Below are 24,082 nucleotides of genomic sequence, written 5' to 3' on the forward strand. Positions count from 1 at the left end.
CGTCAGGCCGTCAGCGCGAGAGGGCCGTGCCCGTCGGGGCACTCCTCCGGGACGGGCTCGCCGACCTCGAAGAGCGGGTACTCGTACCCGCACACGGGACATCTGTGGACGATCTCCGCGCTCGGCTCGCCGAAGCCGGGCAGGCCCGAGTAGCCGGGGCCGTCCGCCGCCGACCGATCGGTGTCCTCCTCCTGCGGCAGGCGACGGCTCAACTCGCGGCGGACCGCGGCACTCGACGTCAGCAGGGCGAGGATCTCGTCGCCCACCCGCTCTCCCGAGGACGCCCTCCGCAGCAGGGCATCCAGTGCGGCCGTATCGAACCCGGGCTCGTTCGCCCCGGGCGCCGAAGACTCCGCGCGGATATCACGGGCCGCCGCCACAATGTCCTCATCACGCATTGCTGCTCCCCCCTCCGGGGGTCGGCCGCCCCTGGGCCGGACCCCGGCCCGCGTGAAGGGGGCACTCGAGGGCACGGTGCTCCCGGCGTCGGGCGGAGAAATTGTTCCACACCCGGGGCGTGCCGTCGGGCTTTCCGGGGAACCGCCCCGGCCCTGCTCCGGGAGGGCGGCGCAGACGCGGTGACGACGGGGCCCGTCGTTCTCGTGAAGGTCACGGGATCTTCCCACTGTGCTGTTGGCAGGGACATGTCTATATGGGAGGCTCCGTATATCGAACAACCGTTGGCAGTCCCTGATCCGGGGCCTACCGAAAGGACATCCCCACATGTCCCGCTCCCGCAGGTCCGCGGCCGGAGGCATAGCCCTGGCCGCGGCCGCCCTGCTGGCCGTGGCCGTTCCCACCTCCGTCTCGGCCGCTCCCGCCCCCGTTCCGTCCGCCGCGCTCCCGGCCTCCACGGCGAGCACCTACTACGCGTCCGCCGAGGGCAGGACCGGCACCGCGCTGAAGGCGGCACTCAACGACATCATCAGCGAGCAGAACAGACTCTCCTACAGCCAGGTCTGGGACGCGCTGGGAGACACCGACGAGGACCCCTACGACCCGGACAACGTGATCCTGCTGTACAGCGGCCGCTCCCAGTCGAAGTCCGAGCACGGCGGCAACCTGGGCGACTGGAACCGCGAGCACGTGTGGGCCAAGTCCCACGGTGACTTCGGCACCAGGACCGGGCCCGGCACCGACCTGCACCATCTGCGCCCCACGGACGTACGGGTCAACAGCATCCGGGGGAACAAGGACTTCGACAACGGCGGCAGCGCGGTCTCCGGGGCCCCCGGCAACTACACCGACGGCGACAGCTTCGAGCCGCGCGACGCGGTCAAGGGCGACGTGGCCCGCATGATCCTCTACATGGCCGTGCGCTACGAGGGCGAGGACGGCTTCGCCGATCTGGAGCCCAACGACCGGGTGGGCAACGGATCGGCGCCCTACCACGGGCGTATCAGCGTCCTGAAGCAGTGGCACCGGGAGGACCCGCCCGACTCCTTCGAGCGCAACCGCAACGAGGTCATCTACAACGAGTACCAGCGCAACCGGAATCCGTTCATCGACCGCCCCGAGTGGGTCGAGGCCATCTGGTGAGACCGGACCTCCCGCCGGCCCGGCGCCTTCAGGCCTTCCCGGACCCGGCGGCCGCGGCGCTCTCCCGCCTCGTGCCCCGCTGCCACCAGCGGCGGCGGGGCGGATGGACGGCACGGCCGATGCGGCGGCCGAGCAGCAGGTAACCCAGCAGCGCGCCGGTGGTGTTGAGGATGACGTCGTCGATGTCGAACGCCCGGCCCGGCACCACGGCCCCCTGCACCAGCTCCACCGCCACCATCACCGCCGTGGTCAGCAGGACCACCCGCAGCAGTCCGCGGGCACGCGGCCAGGCCACCGGCAGCAGTACTCCGAACGGCACCCCCAGGGCGATGTTGCCGCCGAGCTGCTTGACGGTGTCGCGGAACGCGGGCTGCTCCAGGTAGTTGCGGATGGAGTCGCCCGGCCGCAGATTGCTGTGCGTCAGCGCCTCCGAGGCGTACGACGGCGTCAGGGTCAGTCTGGCCAGCACCACGGCGAACAGCACCGTCGCCGCCAGGGCCACCACCATCACCAGCGCCCGCACCAGGGGCGGCCGGGGTGCGGCGGGCTCCCCGCTCACGGCTGTGGCCGCGTCGGAGTCCGTACTCCTCGGCGGAAGACCGCGCCTCATCCCTCGCACCCCCGGTCGTGGTCGGCCCTCGACTGTGCGGCACGCGGAGCGCGCCGTGCATGCCGGATACCCGGAGCAACGGTCCGCATGCGGTCCAACACGGCCGCCGGGCCGCGTTCCTGAGGCGCGGTCGGTTCGCACGGCGGTGCGTCACCGGGCCGGGCGGGAAGGGACGTTGGTCCCCGCCCGGTGTTCCCCTTTCGGCCCTGTGGTGGACGCGGCGGGGCGGGCAGCATCGTCGTGCGGCTGTGGGGAGCCGTGAGGGGGAGAGGTCGAAGCGGCCCGGGAGGAGCGGCCCGGGCCGCCTCGCCGTGCCCGGGGGTCTTCCGGCCCGCCCGGCCTCTCGGCACACCCGCCCGGACGGTGCGGCGGAACCGTTCGCGGATACCCGGTGGGGTATTTGCGGTTTCTCCGCCCCGTGCTCTAGTCTGGGTCTCCTGATACCCCCAGGGGTATACAAGGAAGTGCTGGACGTGTCCGGAGGAGTCGAGGAGTCGCGGACCCCGGCGGCTCCCACCCGAGCCGCCGACCCCTCGCCCCGGCGGCGTGAGCCCCCGGGCTCACCGGCACATCCGCACCCATGCAGACGGGAGCACCCCATGTCCCCCAGAACCAGCCCCGGCACCCCGGACCGGCGCGTGCTGATCGTCGGCGGCGGCAGCGCCGGCATCAGCACCGCCGCCCGGCTGCGGCGCGCGGGAGTCCGCGACATCACCGTGATCGACCCCTCCGACGTCCACTGGTACCAGCCGCTGTGGACGCTCGTCGGTGGCGGCCAGGCGTCCCTGCGCATCACCGGCCGGCCCGAGGCCTCCGTCATCCCCGAGGGGGTGCGCTGGATCCGGAAGGCCGCCGAGGCGGTCGATCCCGGCGTCCGCACCGTCACCCTCTCCGACGGCACCGAGGCCGGCTACGACTTCCTCGTGATGGCCCCCGGCATCCAGCTCGACTGGAACGGCGTCCCGGGCCTGGCCGAGGCGGTCGGCCACGACCGCGTCAGCAGCAACTACGCGCCGGAGTACGCCCCCCGCACCTGGGAGCTCATCAAGGACATGCGCTCGGGCACCGCCGTCTTCACCCATCCCGCCACCCCCCTCAAGTGCGGCGGCGCACCCCAGAAGATCGCTTATCTGGCCGCCGACCACTGGCGCAGGAAGGGTGTCCTGGACCGGATCAGGGTGGTGCTGGTGATACCGGACCCGGCCCTGTTCAAGGTGCCGGTCTGGAACCGGGAGCTGGAGCGGGTCGCCAGGCGGTACGGCATCGAGGTCAGGCTGAACACCGAGATGACCGCCGTCGACGGCGACCGGCGCACGGTGACCCTCACCGGCCGCGCCGCCGGGACCGAGGAGACACTCGGCTACGACATGCTGCACGCGGTACCGCCGCAGAGCGCCCCCGACTGGGTCGAGAAGAGCCCACTGGCCGACCCGGCCAGTCCCTACGGCTTCGTCGAGGCGGACAGGCACACCCTGCGCCACCCCCACCATCCGGAGGTCTTCGCCATCGGCGACGTCGCGAACCTGCCCACCTCCAAGACCGGCGCGGCCGTCCGCAAGCAGGCGCCCGTGGTCGCCGGCAACCTGCTCGACGCCATGCGGGGGGCCGAGCCCTCGCACCGGTACGACGGCTACACCTCCTGCCCACTGGTGACCGCGCGGGACAGGATGCTGCTCGCCGAGTTCGACTACGACCTGAAGCCCGCGCCGAGCTTCCCGCTGATCGACACCACCAGGGAACGCCGCGACATGTGGCTGTTCAAGCGGTACGGCCTGCCGCCCGTGTACTGGCGCGGGATGCTCACCGGCCGGCTGTGACCGGCCACCCGGCCGCCCCGCTCCCTCACCGGGGGGAGGGGCGGCCGGACCGTGTCACTCGCCGGGCCGCCCGTGCCGGGCGCCGGTGCAGGGCGCCGGGGGAGGGCCGGGTCAGAGGGAGGGGAGGCCGGGCGACGCGGGAGAGAGCCCGGGGGAAGGCGCGGACGGGAGTGCGCCGGACGCCGTGGTGGCCTCACGCTCGGCCAGGGCGGCCTGGGCCAGCAGCCGCCGGGCCAGCTCGCGCGCCTCTTCGGCGGTGAGCGCGGCCCAGGTGCCCGGCGTGCTGCCGCGGCCCGGGCCGAGATCCAGGGTGACCCGGCTGATCGGCCGGTCCGCGGTGGGCAGCCGCAGACACTTCACGGCGATCCGCCGGTCGCAGGAGGTGACCATCGGCGTCTCGCCGGCCGGCCGGGGAAGCGCCCGTCCTGTCTCAGCCACTGTTCCCACACCTTCCATCTCATACCGCTCATAACGCAGGGGCACAGTGAGTAGCGCTGTTCGGGCCCGGGATGTTCCCGCCCCGCCGGACCGGCCGCGTCCGGCCCCGTGCGCGTGCACGGGAGCGCACACGCGTACGGCCCGCCGGTCGCACCGGCGGGCCGTACGTTCACCCGTGACCGCCCCGGGGGAAGGGCGGCGGCCTCAGGCCGCCGCGCCGGCCAGCCACAGGTCGGGCCCGAAGACCTCGTACCGGATCTCCCGGGCCGGCACCCCCGCGCGCAGCAACTGCTCGCGCACGGAGCGCATGAAGGACAGCGGACCGCACAGGTACACGCTCGCGCCGGTGTCCACCTCCAGCCCGTCGAGGTCCATCGCGCCCCGGCGGGCGCGGGACTCCTCGGCGCCGGGCCGCTCGTACCAGAACACCGAGCGCGCTTCCGGCAGCCGATTCACCAGCCGCTCGGTGTCGGCGCGCAGCGCGTGGTCGCCGGGGGAGCGGTCGGCGTGCAGCACCGTCACCGGGCGGGTGGAGCCGGTGACGGCGAGGTGTTCGAGCATGCCGACCATGGGGGTGCAGCCGATTCCGGCGGAGACCAGCATCAGCGGCCGGTCGGACCGGTCCAGCACCACGTCCCCGAAGGGGGCGGAGAGGGTGAGTTCGTCGCCCGGCCGCACGGTGCGGTGCAGCAGGTTGGACACCTCGCCCTCCGGGGCGCCGTCGCCCTGGACCCGCTTGACGGTGATCCGGCGCGTCCGGTCCCCGGGGGCGGAGGAGAGGCTGTACTGGCGCAGCTGGTGGACGCCGTCGGGCATCCGCACCCGCACGCTCACGTACTGGCCCGCGCGGGCGGCCGGCGCGGGCGTCCCGTCGGAGGGGCGCAGCAGGAAGGACACCGTGTCGGGGGTCTCCTCGCGCCGCTCGACGACCGTCCACTGCCGCCAGGGGTGCCCGGGCTCGACCTGCGCCATGAGATAGAGGCGGGCCTCCTGGGCGATCAGGGCCCCGGCCATCAGCCAGTACACCTCGTCCCAGGCCGCCGCCACCTCGGGGGTGACCGCGTCGCCGAGCACGTCGGCTATGGCGGCGAAGAGGTACTTGTGCACGATCGTGTACTGGTCCTCGGTGACACCGACGGCGGCGTGCTTGTGGGCGATGCGGGCCAGCAGCGTGTCGGGCCGGGTGCCGGGCTCGGTGACCAGGGCGCCGGCGAAGGCGGCGATGGAGCCCGCCAGGGCCTGCCGCTGCGCGCCGCTGGCCTGGTTGCCGCGGTTGAACATGCCGTCGAGCAGCTCGGGGCGGTCGGCGAACATGGTCGCGTAGAAGCGGGTGGTGATCTCGTCCAGCGCACCGCCAACGGCGGGCAGGGTGGCACGGATCACCGAGGCCGATTCGGCGGAAAGCATGACGCTCCTAGGAGGAAGGGGCACGGGGTTCGTCGGCCGCTGACGTGCGGCCATGACCTGTCTAGCAGCGGCGGGCGGCGCTTTCGGGCGCCGGGCGGGGATCAGGGCCGAAAGGCCCTGCCGCCGGGGACGTACGGCCTCGGCCACCGCTTCCGGGGCGGGGACGTGCGGCCCCGGGGCGGCCCGTGACCGCTGCCCCGTACGGCCCGCCGCCCGCGTTCGGAGGCGCTGCCCGTGCCCGGCCGCCGGACTCCGGCGGTTCAGCGGCCGGTGACGGGGGCGGAGTCGGGGACAGTGAGGTTTATCACGATTACCTCATAATCGCTATTTTTAGCCCGAATCCACCTCGCCGATTGTTCTCATGGGGCAGACGGGGGCCGTGTGCGGGCGCTCGCCCGGCGGGCGTCGCGGTTGCCCCGATCGCGCCATCCGGGGGAAGGTTGCCGGACGGCAATTCTCTGTTCGGTGTTCCACCCGGCGTTCCGTTCAGCGTTCATTCGGCAGGAAGGCGGTGGGGCCCGCGGCGCGGGCCCCGGTTGTGGCGATCTTCGAGGATTCATCTGCCCGGCCGCGCGGTACCGGTACCGGCTCCGGTGCCGTGTGGGACGACGCGCCCTGCGCGGTGCTGGTGGTGGATCCGTCCGGCACGGTGGTGGGGGCCAACGCGGTCGCCACCGGACTCCTCCCTCAGGCGGTGCCCGGCGCACGGCTGGAGGAGGCGGTGCCGCACTGGCTGGCCGATGCCCACCGGCGCCTGACCGCGTCCTCCGCCCCGCTCTCCGGGCCGGGCGAGGCGCCCGGGGGCGAGGCCGGCGGGCGGAGCCTGCGGGCGCATCCGGCCCGCGGCGGAAACGGCGACGTGGTGTGGTGGCTGCTCGACGACACCGAACTGCGCCTGGCCGAGGACGCCCTGCGCGGCGAGCGGGAACGCACCGCCCTTCTCGCGGAGGTGTCCGAGACCCTGTCGGCCACCCTGAACGTCGAGCGGTGCACAGAGGCGATCGTGCGCCTGGCCGTGCAGCACCTGGCGGACGCGGCCGTGCTGATCGCCCCGGCGGCCGGACGCAGGCTCCCGGTCACCCACGGCACCCCCGAGGGCCCGGTGCACGGCACGGCCGAGGCGGACCCGGAGACGGTGCCGGGTCTGAGCGAGGCGCTCCAGGGATTCCCGCCGGTGCCCTCGCGCTGGATCGACCCCGCGCTGCTGCCCGACTGGATCATGCCGCCCCGGTTCGACGGACCGGCGGGCTCGGTGGTGGTCACCCCCCTGCCCGGCCACGGCGTCCCGGCCGGGGCGCTGGTCCTGCTGCGCCGCACCGGCCACGCCGCGTTCAGCCGGAGCGAGGAGACCTTCGCGAGGCTGTTCGCCGCCCGGGCCGGAGCCGCGCTGTCGGCCGCCCGCCTGTACGCCGAGCAGGCCGCCATCACCGAAACGCTGATGCGGGAGCTGTTCCCGCCCGGGCTGCGCCAGGTGCACGGGGTCGAGTTCGCCGGCGGCTACCGCGTGTCGGAGCTCAAGGAGTGGGTCGGCGGCGACTTCTACGACCTCCACCCCGCGGCCGGGCCGGACGAGGAGTCCCTGGTCGTCCTGGGTGACGTGTGCGGCAAGGGGCTGGAGGCGGCCGTCCTGACCGGGAAGATCCGCAACACGCTGCACGCCCTGCTGCCGATGGCCGGCGACCATCCGCGGGTGCTCGGCCTGCTCAACGGCGCGCTGGTCAGCTCGCACCACACCCGCTTCGCCACCCTCGTACTGGCCTCCGCCGCCCGTGTGGACAACCACGTCAGGCTCCGGCTGACCAGTGCCGGCCACCCTCCGCCGCTGATCGTGCGCGCCGACGGGAGCGTGGAGGAGGCCGACACCCGCGGGTCGCTGATCGGCGTGCTGCCCAGGATCCGGGCGCGCACCGCCACGGTCGAGCTCGCGCCGGGCGAGACGTGCCTGCTGTACACCGACGGCATCACCGAGGCCCGCGGCGGGCCCCTGGGAGGGGACATGTTCGGGGAGGAGCGGCTGAAGGACGCGCTCGGGGAGTGCGCGGCCATGCCGGCGGAGGCCGTGGTCGAACGCGTCCGGATGCTCGCCGGCCAGTGGGTCGCCGGGAGAAGCCACGACGACATGGCCGTCGTCGCCATCACCGCGCCGCGCACCGTGCACCTCAGCGCGGTGGACGGCCACACTCGGGGCAGGTACACAACATGACCATCCGCACAGACCCCGCCTCCACCGCCGCGAAGTCCGCGGCCGACCCGCACACGGCCGGTCCGCACGCGGCACGGGAAAGGCTGTGGGACGCCGTCCGCGAGGGCGACGAGTACGCGGCCTCCGAGGCCGTCTTCGCCGCGCTGGATGCCGGCACGGACCCGGAGGCGGTGCTGCTGGACGTCATCGCGCCCGTCCAGCGGAAGGTGGGCGCCGAGTGGGCCGCCGACCGCATCACCGTGGCGCAGGAGCACGCCGCCACCGCCATCAACGACCGGATCATCGCCGCACTCGCCCACCGGGTGCGCGGCGGGGCACGGCCCGGCGCCGGGGCGGGCCGCGTCACGGTCGCCTGCGTGGACGGCGAGTGGCACGCCCTGCCCGCCCGGCTGCTCGCCGAGGTGCTGGTGCTGCGCGGCTGGCAGGTCGACTTCCTCGGCGCCCAGGTCCCCGTACCGCACCTGATAGCGCATCTGCACCGCACGGGGCCCTGCGCCGTCGCGCTGTCCTCCTCCATCCCCACCCGCCTGCCCACCGCCCACGCCGCGATCACCGCCTGCCAGGCGGCCGGCACCCCGGTGCTGGCCGGTGGTGCGGCCTTCGGCCCCGACGGGCGCTACGCCCGCCTGCTGGGCGCCGACGCCTGGGCCCCGGACGCCCGCGCCGCCGCCGACAGGCTGGGTGGGGAGACGCCGCTGCTGCCCGGCCCGCGCTCCGCGCACCATCCGGTCGACGACCTGCCCCACCTGGCCGACCAGGAGTACACGATGGTCTCGCGCACCGCCCCCCGGCTGGTGGGGGAGACCATGACCGGGCTGGAGGAGCGGTTCCCGGCCATGCGCGAATACACCGAACGCCAGCGGCTGCACACGGCCGAGGACGTCGCCCACATCATCGACTTCCTTTCCGCCGCCCTCTACGTCGACGACGAGGAGCTGTTCACCGGCTTCATGACCTGGACCGCGCAGATCCTCACCGCCCGCAAGGTCCCCGCCCACTCCCTGCGCCCCGCGCTGGACCTGCTGGCCGGTCAGCTGCAGGACTTCCCCCGCACCACCCGCCTGCTGGAACAGGCCCACCGGGCCCTCGACGCGGACTCCGCCCCCGCTCCCGCTCCTGCCACCACACCCGACACCACCGGCCACGGAAAGCCCGAATGACACCCATGCACCGCCCCTCCTTCGCGCTCGCGGCCGAGACCGGCCCCGGCACCGCCCGGCTCCGCGTCACCGGCGACCTCGACCACGAGACCACCGGGGAACTGGTCGGCGCCGTACGCCTGCACCTCGGCGCCCGGCCGGCGCCGGACGACCTCCACCTCGACTTCGCCGCGCTGAGCACCTGCGACTCCACGGGACTCTCCGGGCTGCTGCTCGTCCACCGCCTCGCCGGCGCCCGCGGCACCCGCCTCCACCTCGACAACCGCCCTCCCTTCCTGGAACGGCTCCTGGACATCACCGGCACCCTGGAGTACCTCACCGCACCGCCCGGGGAGGAGCCCCCGGGGCAGGCCGGGGAGCCGGAGCAGCGGACCGGCGCCCTCTGACGGCGTCCGGCGGCGACCATCCCCGTCCCCGCTCCGCCCCGCCGGGGAGGCGGGACGGGCAGATGTCCGGAAACCGCCGGTCGGTCGGTGGGTGACGGGCCATGCTGGTGCCGAGCGGACCGGACCCGTCCGGACCGCGGCCGAGAGGAGACCCAGCACGTGCCCGCAGTGCCCCGGGCGCCCGGAAGGCGCGCACACACCGTCGTCGACAGCCCCTGCGGCCCGCTCACCCTGGTCGCCGAGGAGGAGCATCTGATCGGCCTCTACATGGAGGCCCAGCGGCACCGGCCCGACGAGTCGGCCTTCGGCGAGCGGCTGCCGGAGCCCGCCGGGCCGCCGTTCGCCGAGACGGCCCGGCAGTTGGAGGAGTACTTCGCCGGGCGCCGCGAGAGCTTCGACCTGCCGCTGAGACTGCACGGAACACCGTTCCAGCGACGTGTCTGGGCCGCGCTGCGCGAGATCCCCCACGGACAGACCTGGACCTACGGCCGGCTCGCCGGGCACATCGGCCGGCCGACGGCGTCCCGCGCCGTCGGCCTCGCCAACGGAAAGAACCCGGTCGGCGTCATCGTGCCCTGCCACCGCGTCATCGGAGCCGACGGCGCCCTGACCGGTTACGGCGGGGGAGTGGAGCGCAAACGGGCGCTTCTGGAGCACGAGCGCGCCCTCCCGGCCGCCGGGGCCATGCCGCTCCCCCTCCTCTGAACAGTCTTCCGAACAGTGCTCCGAACACCCGTCAGCCGCCGAGGGCCGAGGCCAGCAGCCGCAGCGGCGCCGAGCGGCCCCGGCGCGGAACCGTCAGCAGCGGGTGGCCGCGCACCCCCCAGGTGGCCAGCAGGGCGTTGGCCGCCTCGAAACCGGTGGTGGCCGCCCGCTCCATCAGCGCCACCGGCAGCGTGGTGCGCACCAGGTCCCCGGCGAGCACCAGCCGGGGATGACCGGTGCGCACCCCCGGCCGGTCCCGCCAGGTGCCGGTGGCGAACAGCGGGCAGTCCTGCCGCCACTCGTGCCGCTCGTCGACGACCGGGGCGCCCGCCGTCTCCGGGTAGACGCGGGCGAGTCCGGCCAGGGCCGCCCGCCGGACGGCGGCGCGGTCCGCGGCGGGATCGACGGCGTAGGCGTGCAGCTCCACCACGCTGCCGCCCGTCCGCGCGGCCCAGCGGGCGGCCTCGCCCTCCCACCGGTCCAGGACGCTGACGTTGTCCAGCGGGCCGTAGCCGCTGGTGCCCAGGAAGCCGGGCCGGTCGGCGGCCACGGGCCGGCCGAGCCAGTAGCGGGAGACCAGGAAGGGCGGGGCCTCGCGCAGCCGCCCGACCGACGCCCGCCAGCCGGGACCGCCCAGCTGCGGGGAGTTGTCGACCAGGGCGCGCAGGCCCGCGCCGTCCACGGCCAGGACGACCGCGTCGTAGCGCTCGCCGCGCTCGGCCCCCGGCCCCCGGCCTTCGGCCGTCACCACGGTGAAGCCGTCCCGCCCGGGACGCACCAGTTCCACGGCCGTACCGGTGCGCACCCGCGCCCCCAGCCGCTCCAGCCGGGCGGCCAGCGGATCCCACAGGACGGCGGGGAAGGGGTCGTCGGGGACGTCGAAGAGCAGCCCCTCGGCCGAGCCCAGGAAGTAGATGTGGAACATCAGCACCAGTTCGGCCGCCGACAGCTCGCGCGGATCGGCGAAGAAACTGCGGGAGAACACCTCGAAGGCCAGGTGCCGGGCCGGTTCGGGGAAGCCGACGGAGTCCAGGAAGTCCGCGGCGCTCACGCCGTCCAGCCGCTCGTGGACCTCCGGCACCCGCACGTCGAGCAGGGACAGCGCCGCGCGGGGGTTCATGCCCGCCAGCCCCGAGGGGGTGAAGGTCGGGCTGAGCGCGGTGAAGCCCAGCACGCTCCACGGCGGGGTGCGGGGCACCCGCGCGAAGCTGTCCCGCGCTCCGCCGCTGTGCCACAGCGGGTAGTCCGGCAGTGGGGTGAGCATCGACAGGGCCGGGTCGATACGCCGCAGCAGATTGCGCAGGTTGTAGTACTGCCGGAAGAAGGCGTGGAAGCCGCGGCTCATGGTGACGGACGTGCCGTCGGCCAGCTTCGTTGACCAGCCCCCGACCCGCCCGCCCAGCACCTCCCGGCGCTCCAGCAGGTCCACGGCCACACCGCGTTCGGCCAGCGCGGTGGCGGCGGTGAGCCCGGCGATGCCGCCGCCCACCACGGCGGCGCGCACCTCGCGGTCGCCCACGCGGGCCGCCCCGGCGGGCGCCGGCCGGTGCACGGCGTAACGGTCGCGGGCGAGCCGGGTACGGCCCCGGCCCGCGAGCGGGTACGGGAACGGGTTTGTCGCGTCTGTCATCGGGGGGCCTTTCGCTGGTGGGGATCGCCGGGACGCGGCACGGCGGCGGACGGCCGGCGCGGCAGGAGGGGAAGTTCGGCCAGGGAGCGCGCCATCGGCCATATGGGGGAGCGCAGACCGATCGCGACCTCCTCGCGGAGCGCGGAGCGGCCGTCGAGGAAGCGCAGCACGCTGTCCAGCCGGTTGCGGCGGAAGAGGCGGGCGAAGAAGTCCGCGCCGTCCACCCGGCCGGTGGCCAGGGCACGCAGCAGCGCGGCGTCCATGGCCAGATGGCGGCGGGCGTGCGGCCGGGGCGGCACAGGGGTGCGCCCGGCCGCGAGGGCCGCGGCCACCTGTGCGCTCTGGCGCTGGACGGTGGCGAAGGTGTAGCCGGTCGAGGGACGGGTGGCGCCGCCCGCCGTGCCGATGCGGAACACCGAGCGCCCGGCCCGGCGCGCGAAGCGCCCGTCGGTCATGGGGATGACGCCCTGCTCGGCACCGGTGACGGTGAACTCGCCCAGCGGGCGGACACGTTCGGTGTAGTGCCGCAGCGCCGACTCGTACTCCCGGACGGTCAGGAGCCGGGGGGAGAACTCGGTGTACTCCACCAGGGCCTCGCGCGGGGTGAGGGGCAGGACGTAGGCGAAGGACAGCCCGCACCGCGGCTGCGGGGTGCGCAGATCCATCAGCTCCGCCGTGCCCGGGTCGAAGCGGTCCTCGGCGGTACGCACGAACCAGCCCCGGAAGTGCTGCAGCAAGGTGGTGTGGGCGGGCGGCAGGGCCCGCGGCGGACGCGAGTCGAACACCCAGCGGCCGGTGAGCGCGAAGGGGCGTCCCGCGGCGTCCGTGCCGCTGACCCGCGCACCGTGCGGCCCGTCCCCGACGGCGGTGACGGTGCCGGTGACACGGGTGACGGCATCGGCGGCGGCCAGCCGGGCGTCCATCGCCCGGGTGAAGTTCGCGGAGCGGACCATCAGATAGCGCCGGGGGCTGTCACCGCCCAGGGCCTCCCCGCCGGGGCCCCGCACCAGCAGCCGCCGCCAGGAGGCGGTGACGGGCGCGCCGAGCCCGGCACCGGGTCCGGTTTCCTCCTCCCAGAAGCACCAGGTGCGCTCGGGGCTGCGGGCGGGGCCCGGCGGCGGCTCCACCACCGCGACCGAGAGCGCGGGCGAGGAGGAGGCGTCGAGGAGGTGGCGGACCAGCGACAGGCCCGCCGCGCCCGCACCGACCACCACCACGTCCGCGTCCGTTCCCGTGTGCGCGGCCGGGGCCGCGGCGGTCTTCGGGCGGTTCATCCGCGCCCCCTCCTCCCGGCAGCGCGTCCGGCGCGCTCACCGGCGCGTTCCGGGCGGCGCACGCCGGGTAGGCGTGCGGCCATGACCCCACACCCCGGGCCCGTACGGGCGGAAGGACGGACACGATGACCCTCCTGCAGGACGGCGCGCTGACCGCGGCGTTCGACAGTGCCTCCACCGCCTACGACCGCCTGGTCGGTGCGAACCCCGGCTACCACCGGCAACTGCGCCGCTCCGCCCGCAGACTGGCCCTGCCGGACGGCGGCGAGGGCCTGCGCGTGCTCGACCTGGGCTGCGGAACCGGCGCCTCCACCGCCGCGCTGCTGGCCGCCGCGCCCCACGCCGAGATCACCGCGGTGGACGCCTCGGCCGGGATGCTGGAGCGGGCCGCCGCCAAGGAGTGGCCCGGGAACGTCGCCTTCGTCCACACACCCGCCGAGGAGCTGGAGCAGGCGGGGGTGAGCGGGCCGTTCGACGCGGTGTTCGCCGCCTATCTGGTGCGCAACCTGACCGACCCGGACAAGGTGCTGAACGGGCTGCGGGGCCTGCTGCGCCCCGGCGGACGGCTGGCCGTCCACGAGTACGCCCTGTCCGGCGCTGCGCGGCACCGCCTGGTCTGGACGGCCGTGTGCCGCTCGGTGATCATCCCCGCAGGCTCCCTCGGCCCGGGCGGGGCGGACCTGTACCGCCATCTGTGGCGCAGCGTCCTGGAGTTCGACACCGCGCCGGAACTGGCCGAGCGGCTGACGGCGGCGGGCTTCGAACCCGTCCGCACGGCGCCGCTGCCGGGCTGGGAGTACGGCATCCTCCACACCTTCCTGGCCCGCGCCCCCCGCTGAGCCGGGCACGGGACGCGGCAGGGGGGCCGGCGCGGAACCCGGCCCGGAACCCGGTGTGAGGGCCGCCGCCCCGGCGGCCCTCACACCGCCCCCGGGAAGCGGCCCTGGCCGCGCAGCAGCCGGCGGCGCTCGGCGTACGCCAGATCGTCGCGCCACAACCGGGCCGCGGCCCGCCGCATCAGCGGCCGCAGCAGCGGCGCGGCGGCCCGCGCCACGGCGAAGCCCGGCCGGCCGGAGGTGGCCAGCACGGCCTCGATCACGGCGGTGCGCGGGTTCGGATCGCCCGGGGCGGTGAGCGGCGTGGCATGGGTCTCCACCGCCGACGTCTCGCCCTCGCCGTCGACGATGTGCATCACCAGCGTGCGCGGCTCCGGCGCGCTGAACGCGGCCCGCACCGGCACGCCCGCCCGGGGGCCGACGCGGTAGGCCACGTCGACCAGGAAGCGGTCGCCGTTGACGGCGGGATCGGGCTCCTCCACCACCGTCAGCCGGGTGAAGGCGTACGGATGGAACCACGCCCCGTGCCAGGGGTCGAGCCGGTTGGCGATGACGTCCTCCGGCTCGCAGGCGCCCACCAGGGTCGTCACCGCGTCCACCGAGGCGGCCGGGTCGGGGCGCTTCGGCAGGCAGGGCCGCTCCAGCGGCTCCTCGCCGCCCGCCGAGTCCAGCCGCACCCACACCAGCACCCCGTCGTCGTACACGGGGTAGGGCTCCCAGCCGGGCATGCCCCGCTCGGTCAGGCCCAGACCGTGCCAGTGGCAGATCAGGCGCCCGGACTCCACCACGCTGTCGCACAGCGGCGCCCCCAGGTGCGGACAGGCGCCCGGACCGGCCGCCAGGCGCCCGGACTCCGCGCGCCAGAGCACCAGCTCCACTCCGGCGACCGTCCTGCCGAAGGGGCGGCCCGGACGGATCTCGCGACTGGCCGCGACCACGTACCAGTTGCCCGAGGGGCGGGCCGAGGCCCGCTTCAGGGCGTCGGCGATGATCTGGGGCCGGGCCGCCCGCCAGGTCGGCTCCTGGCGGCTCCAGCCGGGATCGGACATCGGACGCAGGGGGCTGCGCCAACCGGTCGAACCCCCGATACGGCGCTTGGTCAAGACAGCACTCCTCCTCGCTGCGCGTCCCGCCGACGGGTCCGCGGGGCTTCCTCTGTTCTCTCCGCCGTTTCCCCCGCCGTTTTCTCCACCGGGCCCCGCGGGCGGCCGGGCGCCCGCGGCAGGTCACCGGTCAGGGCGCCGCGGGCGCGTGAGGCGGCGACATCCGCCAGCCCGCCCAGTGCCACGGCGGCCCGCCGGCGGCGGGGGACCACGGCGCGCCGGTGGAGCACCGCGTACCCGGCCGCCTCGATCCGGTCCAGGATGGCGCGGTAGAGCACGAACGCGGCGCGCACACAGGGCCGCGAGACCGGGTGCAGCATGGCGATGCCCGGCTCGGCCTCCCGGTAGATCCCCCGGGTGGTCTCGCACAACTCCCGCAGCGCGGCCCGCACCCGGGCGTCGGTGCGCCCGGCCCGGCGGCACCACAGCAGCAGATCGCGGTCGACGCCGTGGGCGGCCAGCCGGTCCAGCGGCAGGTAGATCCGGCCGCGGTCCAGGTCCTCGCCCACGTCCCGCAGGAAGTTGGTGAGCTGGAAGGCCACCCCGAGCGCCGCGGCGTGCGGGGCGGCCTCCTCGCGCGGCACGACCGTGTCCAGCACCGGCAGCACCTGAAGACCGATCACGGCCGCCGAGCCGTGCGTGTACACCCGCAGGTCGTCGAGCGTGGGGTACTCGGTGACGTGCAGGTCCATGGCCATCGAGCGCATGAAGTCGGTGAAGTGCCCCGGGGCGATGGCGTAGCGCGCGGCGGTGTCGGCCAGGGCCGCGATCACCGGGTGCCCGCCGCGCCCGGTGCGCAGGGCCGCCGACAGCTCCTCGTCCAGCTCCGCCAGCTCCCGGGCGCGCTGCTCGGGGGTGAGGGCGGGGTCGAGGTCGTCGACGATGTCGTCCGCCCAGCGCGCGAAGCCGTACAGGGCGTGGACGGCCGGGCGCTGGCGGGGGGTCAGCAGCCGGGTGGCCAGGAAGTACGTCCTGCCGTGGCGGGCGTTCAGCTCGCGGCAGCGGGCGTAGGCCGCGCGCAGCGCCGGGTCGTGGACGCCCGCCGCGTCCAGCTCGCGCGCCGTCATACGGCCGCCCCCTCGGCCGCGCCGGCACCGGTCGGAGCCTGCGCCGCGCGCCGTGGCGGGCGCGGGCGGCCGGAGCCGGCGGTGATACGGGCGGCGGCGAGCTTGCCGGAGACCACCACCGTCGGCACGCCCACGCCGGGCGTGGTGCCGCAGCCGGCCAGGACCACGTTCTCCCAGCCGCGCGGCAGGTTCCGCGGCCGGAACGGGCCCGTCTGGGCGAAGGTGTGCGCGGCGGAGAACGGGGTGCCGGCCGCATGCCCCTGCCGGGCCCAGTCGGCCGGGGTGACCAGACGCTCCGCCTCGATCGCGTCGCCGAAGCCGTCCAGTCCGCGGCGCTCCAGCTCGGCGACCAGTTCGTCGCGGTAGCGGGGGCCGACACGGTCCCAGTCGCGGGGGCCGGTGACCAGATTGGGGCAGGGCGCCAGCACGTAGTGCAGATGCCTGTCCCCGGGGGCCAGCGCGGGGTCGGTGGCGGTGGGCCGGGTGATCAGCAGGGAGGGGTCGCTCATCAGCTCGCCGGTCCGGGTGAGCTGCCGGAACGTCGACTCCCAGGCGGAGCCGAACGACAGCGTGTGGTGGGCCAGTTCGGGCCAGGTCCGGTCACAGCCCGCGTGCAGGACGACTGCCGAGGGCGCGTACCGCAGCGGCACCGGGCGGCGCGGCGCGCCGCCCAGCAGGCGGTGGGCGAGGGGCAGGTCGCAGGTGAGCACCACCGCGTCGCAGGCGATGCGCTCCCCGCCGGCGGTGCGCACCGCCGCGGCACGCCCGCCCGGCGAACGCTCCAGCTGTGTCACCTCGGCGCCGTAGACGAAGCGGGCCCCGGCACCGGCGGCGGCGTCGGCCATGGCCCGGGGCACGGCGTGCATGCCGCCGCGCGGGAACCACACCCCGGCGACGGTGTCCATGTAGGCGATGACGGCGTACGCGGCCAGCGCCCGGGTGGGCGGCACCCCGGCGTACAGGGCCTGGAAGGAGAACACGCGGCGCAGCCGCTCGTCCTTCAAAAAGCGCGCGACGCGCCCGTGCCAGGTGCCGAAACCGCCGAGCGCGGCCAGTCTGGCCAGGTCGGCGCCGAGCAGTCCCAGCGGCGAGTCGAAGTTGGCGTCGATGAACGAGCGCATCTGCACCCGGTACAGCCGCTCCAGCCAGTCGCGCAGCCGCCGGTACCCGGCGGCCTCCTCCGGCCCGGCCACCCGGGCGATCTCGGCCTCCATGGCGTGCGGGTCGGTGTGCACGTCCAGGCAGCCGCCGTCGGCGAAACGGGCGCGGTAGGCGGGGTGGAGCCCGATCAGCTCGACGTGGTCGGAGAGCCTGGCGCCCACCGCGGCCATGGCCTCGTCGACCAGATCGGGCATGGTCAGCACGGTGGGGCCGGTGTCGACGCGGTAGCCCGCCCACTCCTCGCGGCCGGCCCGGCCCCCCGGCCCGTCCTCCCGCTCGACGACGGTGACCGAGCGCCCGGCGCCCAGCAGGTGCAGTGCGGCGGACAGCCCGGCCAGCCCCGCCCCGACGATGACGACGTGGTCGCCCGGCCCGTGCAGTCTTCTCATCCGGATTCCTTCGGCAGGTGTTCAGCGGGTGGGGAGGGCGGCGGCGTCGCGGGGGGCGCCGCCCGGGCGGTGGTGGCCGGCGGCCGGTTCGCCCAGGACGGCGTGCAGCAGCGCCGACAGCTCTCGGGCCGGGGCCCCGTCGAGCGCGGCCTCCTCCAGGGCGGCCAGCGCCTCGCCGGTCAGGCCGCCGATGCGCCGCTCCACGGCCTCACGGGCGCCCAGTTCGGTCAGCACGGCGCGCACCCGGTCCAGGTCCTCCTCGGTCAGCGCGGGGTCGCCGAGCGCGTGCTCCAGCAGTTCCCGGGCCGCGCCCCGGCCGCGGACGCGGGCCAGGCGCAGGCCCAGGGCCATCAGATGGGTGGGTTTGCCCTGCCGCACGTCGTCGCCCGCGGGCTTCCCCGTACGGGCCGGGTCCCCGAAGACACCCAGGAGGTCGTCGCGCAGCTGGAACGCCACCCCGGCGCACCGCCCGGCCCGCCGCAGCGCCGAGGTGGTGTGCGCGTCCGCGCCGGCCAGCGCCGCCCCCAGGTGCAGCGGGCGCTCCACGGTGTACAGCCCGCTCTTGAGATGGGCGATGCGCAGGGAGGCGGAGGGGGAGGGCGCGCCGGCCGCCTGCCCGTACAGGTCCAGGTACTGCCCGGCCACCATCTCGGTGCGCATCGCCCGCCAGACGGGGCGGGCCCGCCGCCGGGCCTCCTCGCAGGGGGACGCCGCGTCCCACAGGTCCTCCGCCCAGACCAGGGCCAGATCACCGGTCAGGAGGGCGGCGGACGCCCCGAACGCGTCCGCATCCCCGCGCAGTCCCCGGGCACGGTGCCGGCGGGCGAGGGCCACATGGACGGCGGGCGCGCCGCGGCGCAGCGGCGAGTCGTCCATCAGGTCGTCGTGCACCAGCGCACAGGCCTGGATCAGCTCCAGCGCGGCGGCCGCGTGCAGCACCGCCTCCGCGTCGGCGTGCTCCGGAGTGCCGCCGCCCGCCCGCCAGCCCCACCACAGGAAGGCCGGGCGCAGCCGCTTGCCGCCGCGCCGCACCAGATCGACCAGCCGGTCGGCGACATCGGCGGTGAAACGGTCGCTGATCCGCCGCGCCTCGGCCCGGCGCAGCGTCAGATGCTCGGTGAGCACGGCGTCGACGGTGGCCGCGATGTCGTGGTCGGGGTCCCGGGCGAGGGGGCCGCGGGCCGTGCGGCCTTCCGCGGGGTGTTCCGCGCGGGCCTCGTCCGGGCGGTGCGGCGGCCGGGGCGCGGCCCGGACGGTCTGCTCTCCTCCCAGGACGGCCGACACGGGATGTGCGGGTGCGGGACTGGCAGGGGCGAGGGCCAGGTCGGTGGCCTGGTGCCGCATCGCGGCTCCTTCCCGGCGCGGGGCCGAGACGCCCGGCGCACATACGGACAGAAGTTTTCACACCCGAACATTGAAGACAATGCTCTCAGTACGGGCGCTCTGGACGGGTGAAGCGGAGGCATCGCGCGGCGCGGATGGGCGACGGGAAGTGCGCGGTGCCGACGCACGTGTGAAAGCCCCCTCCAAGCCGCACCGGGCCGTTCGGGGCGACCCGTCGCTTCGCGGGTGCCCGTGTCCGGCAGGGGCAAACGAAATTGTGCGCAACTTGTACAGCCGGTGGCTTGCCTCCGGTCCGACCTGGGCGGACGATGGCCCCATGCCCTCCGCTCACCCCTCCCGCGCCGCCGCGCGCCCGGCCTTCGGACAGGAGGCGGGCCAGATCCTGCTGCCGGTGGGTGTGGTGGCCGAACGCCTGGAGATGAGCACCGCCACCCTCCGGGCCTGGGAGCGCCGCTACGGCCTCGCCCCCTCCGGACGGACCCCCGGCGGACACCGCCGCTACTCGGCGCGGGACCTGGAGCGGCTGGAGCGCATGCGTACGCTCGTCCGCCGGGGCGTGCCCGCCGCCGACGCGGCCCGCGCGGTGACCGCGGCCGGCCCGCCGGACGCGGGCGCGGGAGCGGGCGCGGCGGAGCTGACCGAGGCCATGCACGCGCTGGACACCGCGGCAGTCCAGGCGGTGGTGTCGGCATCGCTGGCCCGGCTCGGGGCCGCCGACGCCTGGACGACCGTGCTCGCGCCCGCCCTCACCGCCATCGGCGAACACTGGGAGGAGACCGGCCGCGGTGTCGAGGTGGAGCACGTCACCAGCGGCATCGTCGAAAGCGCCCTGCGCCGCCACGCCCAGGACCGTGCCACCGCGCTCCCGTCCGGCCCCGGCCCCGGCGCTCCCGGCCCCGTGCTCCTGGCCGCCGCACCGGCCGAGCACCACACGCTGCCGCTGACGGCCCTGGCCGCCGCCCTGGCGGAGGAGGGCCGCGCCGCCATCCTGGCCGGCGACCTGCCCGTCCCCGCCCTGACCGACGCCCTCGCCCTCGCCCGCCCCGGCGCCGTGGTGCTGTGGGCCCGCTCCCCCGCGACGGCCGATCTCTCCTGGCTGCGGACCGCGCTGGAGACGGCCCCCGCCCCCGCCCCCGCCCCCGTCCACCCGGCCGGACCGGGCTGGCCCCCGGACGTTCCCGGTGCCGCGGCCCCGCTGCACGACCTGCCAGGCGCCCTGGCCGCACTCCTGGACGCGCCCGGCGGCCGACGACCCGTCCGACCCCGCGCCCGGTAACGCCGCGCCCGCCGTGCCGGCAACCGTGCCGGCCGAGGCCGTACGGCACCACGGAGGGGGGCCGTTCGGTCCCGCGGACTGTTCCTGTCGGACCTGTCGCCGCCCCTCGCGAGGCGGGAGAGTGAAGGAGAAGGACAGGAATCCGGTACGCCGGAGCCGGACACAAGGAGCCAAGGCCATGAGAGCAGCAGTCGTCCGAACCCTCGGCGAACCCCTGGTCATCGAGGACCGGCCCGATCCGCGGCCCGGCCCCGCGCAGGTCAGCATCCGCGTCGAGGCGTCGGGTCTGTGCCACACCGACATCCACGCCGCCCGCGGCGACTGGCCGGTCAAGCCGAACCCGCCCTTCATCCCCGGCCACGAGGGCGTCGGCATCATCGAACGGCTCGGTGACGACGTCACCCATCTGTCGGTCGGCCAGCGGGTGGCGGTGCCCTGGCTCGGCTGGGCCTGCGGGCGCTGCGAGCACTGCCTGTCCGGCTGGGAGACGCTGTGCGAGCGGCAGAAGAACACCGGCTACGGCGTCGACGGCGGCCACGCCGAGATGATGCTGGCCCACGCCGACTTCGCCCAGCCGGTGCCCGACGGCATCGACCCGCGCGAGGCGGCCCCGCTGACCTGCGCGGGCGTGACGACCTACAAGGCGGTCAAGGTGGCCGGGGTGGGGCCGACCGATCTGGTGGCCGTCTCCGGCATCGGCGGACTGGGACACCTCGCCGTCCAGTACGCGAAGATCGCCGGAGCCACGGTGGCGGCCGTCGACGTCACCGACGACAAGCTCTCCCTGGCCGCGGAGCTGGGCGCCGACATCCTGATCGACGCGCGCAAGGAGGACCCGGCCGAGGTGCTCCGCAAGCACGGCGGAGCCCACGCCGCCATCGCGCTCGCCGTCGACGACCGGGCGACGGAGGCGCTCCAGCGCGGCCTGCGGCGCGGCGGGAAACTGGTGCTCGTCTCGCTCCCGGCGGGCGGCGCCCTGCGCGTCCCGGTCTTCGACACCGTGCTGAACGGCACCTCCGTCATCGGCTCGATCGTCGGCACCCGGCAGGACCTCGCGGAGGTCTTCGCCCTCCACGCGGCAGGACGCACGAAGGTGATCTACGAGACCCGCCCGCTGGAGGCCGTCAACGACTGCATCGAGGAGATCCTCGGCGGCCACGTCAGGGCCCGCGTCGTCTTCGAGATGTGACGCGCCGCCGGCCCCGGCCGGCCCGCCGATTCGCCCTCCGCCCCTGCCGCGGCCCCCGCCGGCAGGGGCGGAGGGCTGCCGGGGTGACGGGCGGACCCACCCGCTCGTTACGGTGGGCGGCATGTTCACCGCTCAGGGCCCGACCCTCCCCGAACTCGCCGTGCAGGCGCTGTCGTCCGTCGAGCGCGGCTACGACCTGCTCGCGCCGAAGTTCGACCTGACGCCGTTCAGGACATCGGACCGCCTGCTGGAGGCCACCGCACGCGCGCTCGAACCGCTGGGGCCGTTCGCAACGGGCCTGGACGTGTGCTGCGGGACCGGCGCGGGGACGGGCGTCCTGCTGCGGCTGTGCGAACGGCGGGCCGTGGGCGTCGACTTCAGCGCCGGCATGCTCGGCGAGGCCCGCTTCGCCCACCCGGAGGACCCCGGTGGGCCGGCGGTCGGCTGGGTGCGCGCCGACGTACGGAGACTGCCCTTCGCCGGGGCCTTCGACCTGGCCGTCAGCTTCGGTGCGTTCGGGCACTTCCTGCCCGAGGAGCGGCCCGGGCTGTTCGCGGGAGTGCACGCGGCGCTCCGGCCCGGGGGCCTGTTCGCCTTCCCCGTCGGCGCGCCGCCCCGGGTCGGGTCGCGCGCGTACTGGACGCTGTGGGGCTTCGACGCGGCGATGCGGGTGCGCAACGCGCTGTGGCGCCCCCCGTTCGTCATGTACTACCGGACGTTCCCCCTCCCCGGCGTGCGCCGGGAACTGACCGACGCGGGATTCGAGGTGGGCACGCTGCCGCTGGAGGAGCTCGGCAGACGGGAGGACGGCAGCCCCCGCTGCAGGCTGGTCGTGGCCCGGCGCGCCTGAGGGACGGCCGGGTGCGGGGCGGGGAGGCGGTCTTGTGCGGGTCGCGCGACGGTCCGATACTCGTTTTGTTGATGTCAGGTGCACGTCATCAACGGCCCTCGGTGGACACGTCTCCGCGCGCCGCGCGACACCCCCCACGTGCCGTCGCCCACCGGCTTCCCCACCACGAGGAGGAGACCACGTGAGGACCAGACGCACCACCGCAAGGAGCACAGCCCGCCGTGCCCGGCTGCTCGCCGCCGTGCTCGGCCTGGGCGTCGCCGCCGTGACCACCGCGCCGAGCGCCACCGCGGCCGCCCCGCGCGCCTACGGCGCGGCCGAGCTCTCCCGGGCGAGCGACGCCGTACTCCACACGGACGTCGACGGCATCGCCTGGCACGTCGACGACCGGACCGGACGCGTCGTGGTGACGGCCGACAGCACCGTCTCGCCCACCGACGTCCGAGCCCTGCGGAAGGCCGCGGGCGCGAACGCCGGCGCGATCAGGATCGAGCGGACACCGGGCGTCATCGCCCCGCTGGGCTCCGCCGGCGACGCCATCTACGGCAACGGCTACCGCTGCTCGCTCGGTTTCAACGTCCTCAGCGGCGGCACGTACCACTTCCTCACCGCCGGGCACTGCGGCGACGTGGTCGACACCTGGTACGCCGATTCGGGTCAGCGCACGCTCATCGGCCCGACCGTGAAGTCGAGCTTCCCCGGCAACGACTACGCCCTCGTCCGCTATGACAACACCTCCCTGGGGCATCCGGGCGGCTTCACCCCGGCCGACGCCTACGTGGGCCAGTCGGTCAAGCGCACCGGATCCACCACCGGCACCCACAGCGGCACCGTCACCGCCCTGAACGTCACGGTCCGCTACAGCGGAAGCGGCACCGTCCGCGGCATGATCCAGACGAACGTCTGCGCGGAGCCCGGCGACTCCGGCGGCCCGCTCTACGACGGCTCCAGAGCCCTCGGTATCACCTCCGGCGGCAGCGGCGACTGCCGCAGGGGCGGCACCACCTTCTACCAGCCCGTCCCCGAGGCGCTCAGCGCCTACAAGGCGACCATGTACTGACCCGGCCGGGCGGGGGCGCTGGCCCCCGCCCTCCCCGGAACGGGCGCGCGGCGCGGACGAGCCCGGCCAGGAGGGCCCAGTAGCATCCGGGCCGCGAGATCACACACCGCAGGAGGCCGTCATGGTGGACGGTGCCGGGCTGCGCCATCTGCGCCATCTGCGCCATCTGCGCCGCTGCGTGGAGCCGGCGACCGAGGCGCTGGAGGCGGGCGACGAACCGTTCGGCTCCGTACTCGTCGGCGGGGACGGGACGGTCCTGGCCGAGGACCGCAACCGGGTCGCCCTCGGCGACCGCACCCGCCACCCGGGGTTCGGGCCGGCGCGCTGGGCCGCCGCCCACATGACACCGCGGGAACGGGAGGCGGCGACCGTCCACACGTCCGGGGAGCACTGCCCGATGTGCGCCGCCACCCACGCCCGGGTCGGACTGGGCCGCATCGTCTACGCGAGTTCCTCCGCGCAACTGGCCTCCTGGCCGGCCGAACTGGGCGTGCCCGCACCACTGGTGCGGACGCCGCCGGTGAAGGAGATCGCACCCGGTGTCGCGGTGGAGGGGCCGGTCCCCGGCCTCGCGCGGGAAGTGCGCGAGCTGCACCGCCGCCTCCACGGCGCGGCCTGATCCCGGAAGCGAGGACGGA

General features: G+C 75.3%; 22 protein-coding genes. 12 read left to right on the forward strand and 10 right to left on the reverse strand.

Annotated elements, in window-relative coordinates:
* Nucleotides 1-2: 2 nt before the first annotated feature.
* Nucleotides 3-398 (reverse strand): hypothetical protein, encoded by a 396-nt coding sequence (locus BM237_RS16910; RefSeq protein ID WP_093850514.1) that lies wholly within the window; start codon nt 396-398, stop codon nt 3-5.
* A gap of 325 nt (nt 399-723) precedes the next feature.
* Here BM237_RS16910 and BM237_RS16915 point away from each other — a divergent pair, with 325 nt between their 5' ends.
* Nucleotides 724-1,539 (forward strand): endonuclease I family protein, encoded by an 816-nt coding sequence (locus BM237_RS16915; RefSeq protein ID WP_093850515.1) that lies wholly within the window; start codon nt 724-726, stop codon nt 1,537-1,539.
* A gap of 28 nt (nt 1,540-1,567) precedes the next feature.
* On the opposite strand, the gene BM237_RS16920 is transcribed toward BM237_RS16915, so the two are convergent.
* On the reverse strand, nt 1,568-2,149 hold the full coding sequence (locus BM237_RS16920; protein ID WP_245793678.1) for a VanZ family protein: 582 nt from the start codon (nt 2,147-2,149) through the stop codon (nt 1,568-1,570).
* 599 nt (nt 2,150-2,748) lie between these two features.
* Between BM237_RS16920 and BM237_RS16925 the strand changes: the two genes are divergently transcribed.
* Entirely contained in the window at nt 2,749-3,966 is a 1,218-nt protein-coding gene (locus BM237_RS16925) for an NAD(P)/FAD-dependent oxidoreductase (RefSeq protein WP_093850516.1), read from the forward strand.
* Nucleotides 3,967-4,077: 111 nt separating this feature from the next.
* Here BM237_RS16925 and BM237_RS30020 read toward each other — a convergent pair whose 3' ends face one another.
* Together BM237_RS30020 and BM237_RS16935 are read right to left on the reverse strand one after the other, a co-directional pair.
* Nucleotides 4,078-4,404, reverse strand: a complete 327-nt coding sequence (locus BM237_RS30020; RefSeq protein WP_245793679.1) for a hypothetical protein — start codon at nt 4,402-4,404, stop codon at nt 4,078-4,080.
* A 204-nt stretch (nt 4,405-4,608) separates the two neighbouring features.
* Nucleotides 4,609-5,811 carry a globin domain-containing protein gene (locus tag BM237_RS16935; RefSeq protein ID WP_093850517.1) on the reverse strand — a complete coding sequence of 401 codons (1,203 nt, stop codon included), beginning with the start codon at nt 5,809-5,811 and terminating at the stop codon, nt 4,609-4,611.
* Nucleotides 5,812-6,409: 598 nt separating this feature from the next.
* Here BM237_RS16935 and BM237_RS16940 point away from each other — a divergent pair.
* The 4 genes from BM237_RS16940 (at nt 6,410) to BM237_RS16955 (ending at nt 10,265) form a co-directional block, all read left to right on the forward strand.
* Nucleotides 6,410-8,014 (forward strand): PP2C family protein-serine/threonine phosphatase, encoded by a 1,605-nt coding sequence (locus BM237_RS16940; RefSeq protein WP_245793680.1) that lies wholly within the window; start codon nt 6,410-6,412, stop codon nt 8,012-8,014.
* Nucleotides 8,011-9,174, forward strand: a complete 1,164-nt coding sequence (locus tag BM237_RS16945; RefSeq protein WP_093850519.1) for a cobalamin B12-binding domain-containing protein — start codon at nt 8,011-8,013, stop codon at nt 9,172-9,174. The genes BM237_RS16940 and BM237_RS16945 overlap by 4 nt, the downstream gene beginning before the upstream one ends.
* Entirely contained in the window at nt 9,171-9,560 is a 390-nt protein-coding gene (locus BM237_RS16950; protein WP_217655880.1) for an STAS domain-containing protein, read from the forward strand. The genes BM237_RS16945 and BM237_RS16950 overlap by 4 nt, the downstream gene beginning before the upstream one ends.
* 159 nt (nt 9,561-9,719) lie before the next feature.
* Nucleotides 9,720-10,265: a methylated-DNA--[protein]-cysteine S-methyltransferase gene (locus BM237_RS16955; protein WP_245793681.1), complete on the forward strand. Its 546-nt coding sequence runs from the start codon at nt 9,720-9,722 to the stop codon at nt 10,263-10,265.
* A 31-nt stretch (nt 10,266-10,296) separates the two neighbouring features.
* Here BM237_RS16955 and BM237_RS16960 read toward each other — a convergent pair whose 3' ends face one another.
* Entirely contained in the window at nt 10,297-11,895 is a 1,599-nt protein-coding gene (locus BM237_RS16960; RefSeq protein ID WP_093850521.1) for an FAD-dependent oxidoreductase, read from the reverse strand.
* Entirely contained in the window at nt 11,892-13,169 is a 1,278-nt protein-coding gene (locus BM237_RS16965; protein WP_093850522.1) for a lycopene cyclase family protein, read from the reverse strand. The genes BM237_RS16960 and BM237_RS16965 overlap by 4 nt, the downstream gene beginning before the upstream one ends.
* Before the next feature lie 125 nt (nt 13,170-13,294).
* Between BM237_RS16965 and BM237_RS16970 the strand changes: the two genes are divergently transcribed.
* A complete protein-coding gene (locus BM237_RS16970; RefSeq protein WP_093850523.1) occupies nt 13,295-14,008 on the forward strand; it encodes a class I SAM-dependent methyltransferase in 714 nt (237 codons plus the stop codon).
* An 80-nt stretch (nt 14,009-14,088) separates the two neighbouring features.
* Here the strand turns inward: BM237_RS16970 and BM237_RS16975 are convergent, their stop codons facing one another.
* From BM237_RS16975 to BM237_RS16990, 4 genes are read right to left on the reverse strand one after another with little or no spacing between them, the layout of a single operon-like run.
* Entirely contained in the window at nt 14,089-15,054 is a 966-nt protein-coding gene (locus BM237_RS16975) for a Rieske (2Fe-2S) protein (RefSeq protein ID WP_093850614.1), read from the reverse strand.
* A 50-nt stretch (nt 15,055-15,104) separates the two neighbouring features.
* Nucleotides 15,105-16,175, reverse strand: coding sequence for a phytoene/squalene synthase family protein (locus BM237_RS16980; protein ID WP_093850524.1), 1,071 nt, complete (start codon nt 16,173-16,175; stop codon nt 15,105-15,107).
* Complete coding sequence (gene crtI, locus BM237_RS16985) at nt 16,172-17,725, reverse strand: phytoene desaturase family protein (RefSeq protein WP_093850525.1); 1,554 nt, start codon at nt 17,723-17,725, stop codon at nt 16,172-16,174. Before crtI ends, BM237_RS16980 begins: the two co-directional genes overlap by 4 nt.
* A gap of 21 nt (nt 17,726-17,746) precedes the next feature.
* Entirely contained in the window at nt 17,747-19,069 is a 1,323-nt protein-coding gene (locus BM237_RS16990) for a polyprenyl synthetase family protein (RefSeq protein WP_107415238.1), read from the reverse strand.
* A gap of 316 nt (nt 19,070-19,385) precedes the next feature.
* Between BM237_RS16990 and BM237_RS16995 the strand changes: the two genes are divergently transcribed.
* From BM237_RS16995 to BM237_RS17015, 5 genes are all read left to right on the forward strand, one after another.
* Nucleotides 19,386-20,345, forward strand: a complete 960-nt coding sequence (locus BM237_RS16995) for a MerR family transcriptional regulator (protein ID WP_175541040.1) — start codon at nt 19,386-19,388, stop codon at nt 20,343-20,345.
* A gap of 178 nt (nt 20,346-20,523) precedes the next feature.
* Nucleotides 20,524-21,534, forward strand: coding sequence for a zinc-dependent alcohol dehydrogenase (locus BM237_RS17000; protein WP_093850528.1), 1,011 nt, complete (start codon nt 20,524-20,526; stop codon nt 21,532-21,534).
* Nucleotides 21,535-21,655: 121 nt separating this feature from the next.
* Nucleotides 21,656-22,384, forward strand: coding sequence for a class I SAM-dependent methyltransferase (locus BM237_RS17005; protein ID WP_093850529.1), 729 nt, complete (start codon nt 21,656-21,658; stop codon nt 22,382-22,384).
* 181 nt (nt 22,385-22,565) lie between these two features.
* Nucleotides 22,566-23,444, forward strand: a complete 879-nt coding sequence (locus BM237_RS17010; RefSeq protein ID WP_093850530.1) for a S1 family peptidase — start codon at nt 22,566-22,568, stop codon at nt 23,442-23,444.
* 121 nt (nt 23,445-23,565) lie between these two features.
* Complete coding sequence (locus BM237_RS17015) at nt 23,566-24,063, forward strand: nucleoside deaminase (RefSeq protein WP_093850531.1); 498 nt, start codon at nt 23,566-23,568, stop codon at nt 24,061-24,063.
* Nucleotides 24,064-24,082 lie beyond the last annotated feature (19 nt).

This window comes from Streptomyces mangrovi (assembly GCF_900114215.1).
Classification (GTDB): domain Bacteria; phylum Actinomycetota; class Actinomycetes; order Streptomycetales; family Streptomycetaceae; genus Streptomyces; species Streptomyces barkulensis.

Coding starts and splice junctions, on each gene's coding strand:
- BM237_RS17005 (WP_093850529.1), top strand. CDS start 21,656: ATGTTCACCGCTCAGGGCCCGACCCTCCCCGAACTCGCCGTGCAGGCG.
- BM237_RS16925 (WP_093850516.1), top strand. CDS start 2,749: ATGTCCCCCAGAACCAGCCCCGGCACCCCGGACCGGCGCGTGCTGATC.
- BM237_RS16910 (WP_093850514.1), bottom strand. CDS start 398: ATGCGTGATGAGGACATTGTGGCGGCGGCCCGTGATATCCGCGCGGAG.
- BM237_RS16980 (WP_093850524.1), bottom strand. CDS start 16,175: ATGACGGCGCGCGAGCTGGACGCGGCGGGCGTCCACGACCCGGCGCTG.
- BM237_RS16970 (WP_093850523.1), top strand. CDS start 13,295: ATGACCCTCCTGCAGGACGGCGCGCTGACCGCGGCGTTCGACAGTGCC.
- BM237_RS16960 (WP_093850521.1), bottom strand. CDS start 11,895: ATGACAGACGCGACAAACCCGTTCCCGTACCCGCTCGCGGGCCGGGGC.
- BM237_RS16920 (WP_245793678.1), bottom strand. CDS start 2,149: ATGAGGCGCGGTCTTCCGCCGAGGAGTACGGACTCCGACGCGGCCACA.
- BM237_RS16990 (WP_107415238.1), bottom strand. CDS start 19,069: ATGCGGCACCAGGCCACCGACCTGGCCCTCGCCCCTGCCAGTCCCGCA.
- BM237_RS17015 (WP_093850531.1), top strand. CDS start 23,566: ATGGTGGACGGTGCCGGGCTGCGCCATCTGCGCCATCTGCGCCATCTG.
- crtI (WP_093850525.1), bottom strand. CDS start 17,725: ATGAGAAGACTGCACGGGCCGGGCGACCACGTCGTCATCGTCGGGGCG.
- BM237_RS16975 (WP_093850614.1), bottom strand. CDS start 15,054: ATGTCCGATCCCGGCTGGAGCCGCCAGGAGCCGACCTGGCGGGCGGCC.
- BM237_RS16950 (WP_217655880.1), top strand. CDS start 9,171: ATGACACCCATGCACCGCCCCTCCTTCGCGCTCGCGGCCGAGACCGGC.
- BM237_RS16935 (WP_093850517.1), bottom strand. CDS start 5,811: ATGCTTTCCGCCGAATCGGCCTCGGTGATCCGTGCCACCCTGCCCGCC.
- BM237_RS17000 (WP_093850528.1), top strand. CDS start 20,524: ATGAGAGCAGCAGTCGTCCGAACCCTCGGCGAACCCCTGGTCATCGAG.
- BM237_RS16995 (WP_175541040.1), top strand. CDS start 19,386: ATGCCCTCCGCTCACCCCTCCCGCGCCGCCGCGCGCCCGGCCTTCGGA.
- BM237_RS16915 (WP_093850515.1), top strand. CDS start 724: ATGTCCCGCTCCCGCAGGTCCGCGGCCGGAGGCATAGCCCTGGCCGCG.
- BM237_RS16945 (WP_093850519.1), top strand. CDS start 8,011: ATGACCATCCGCACAGACCCCGCCTCCACCGCCGCGAAGTCCGCGGCC.
- BM237_RS16965 (WP_093850522.1), bottom strand. CDS start 13,169: ATGAACCGCCCGAAGACCGCCGCGGCCCCGGCCGCGCACACGGGAACG.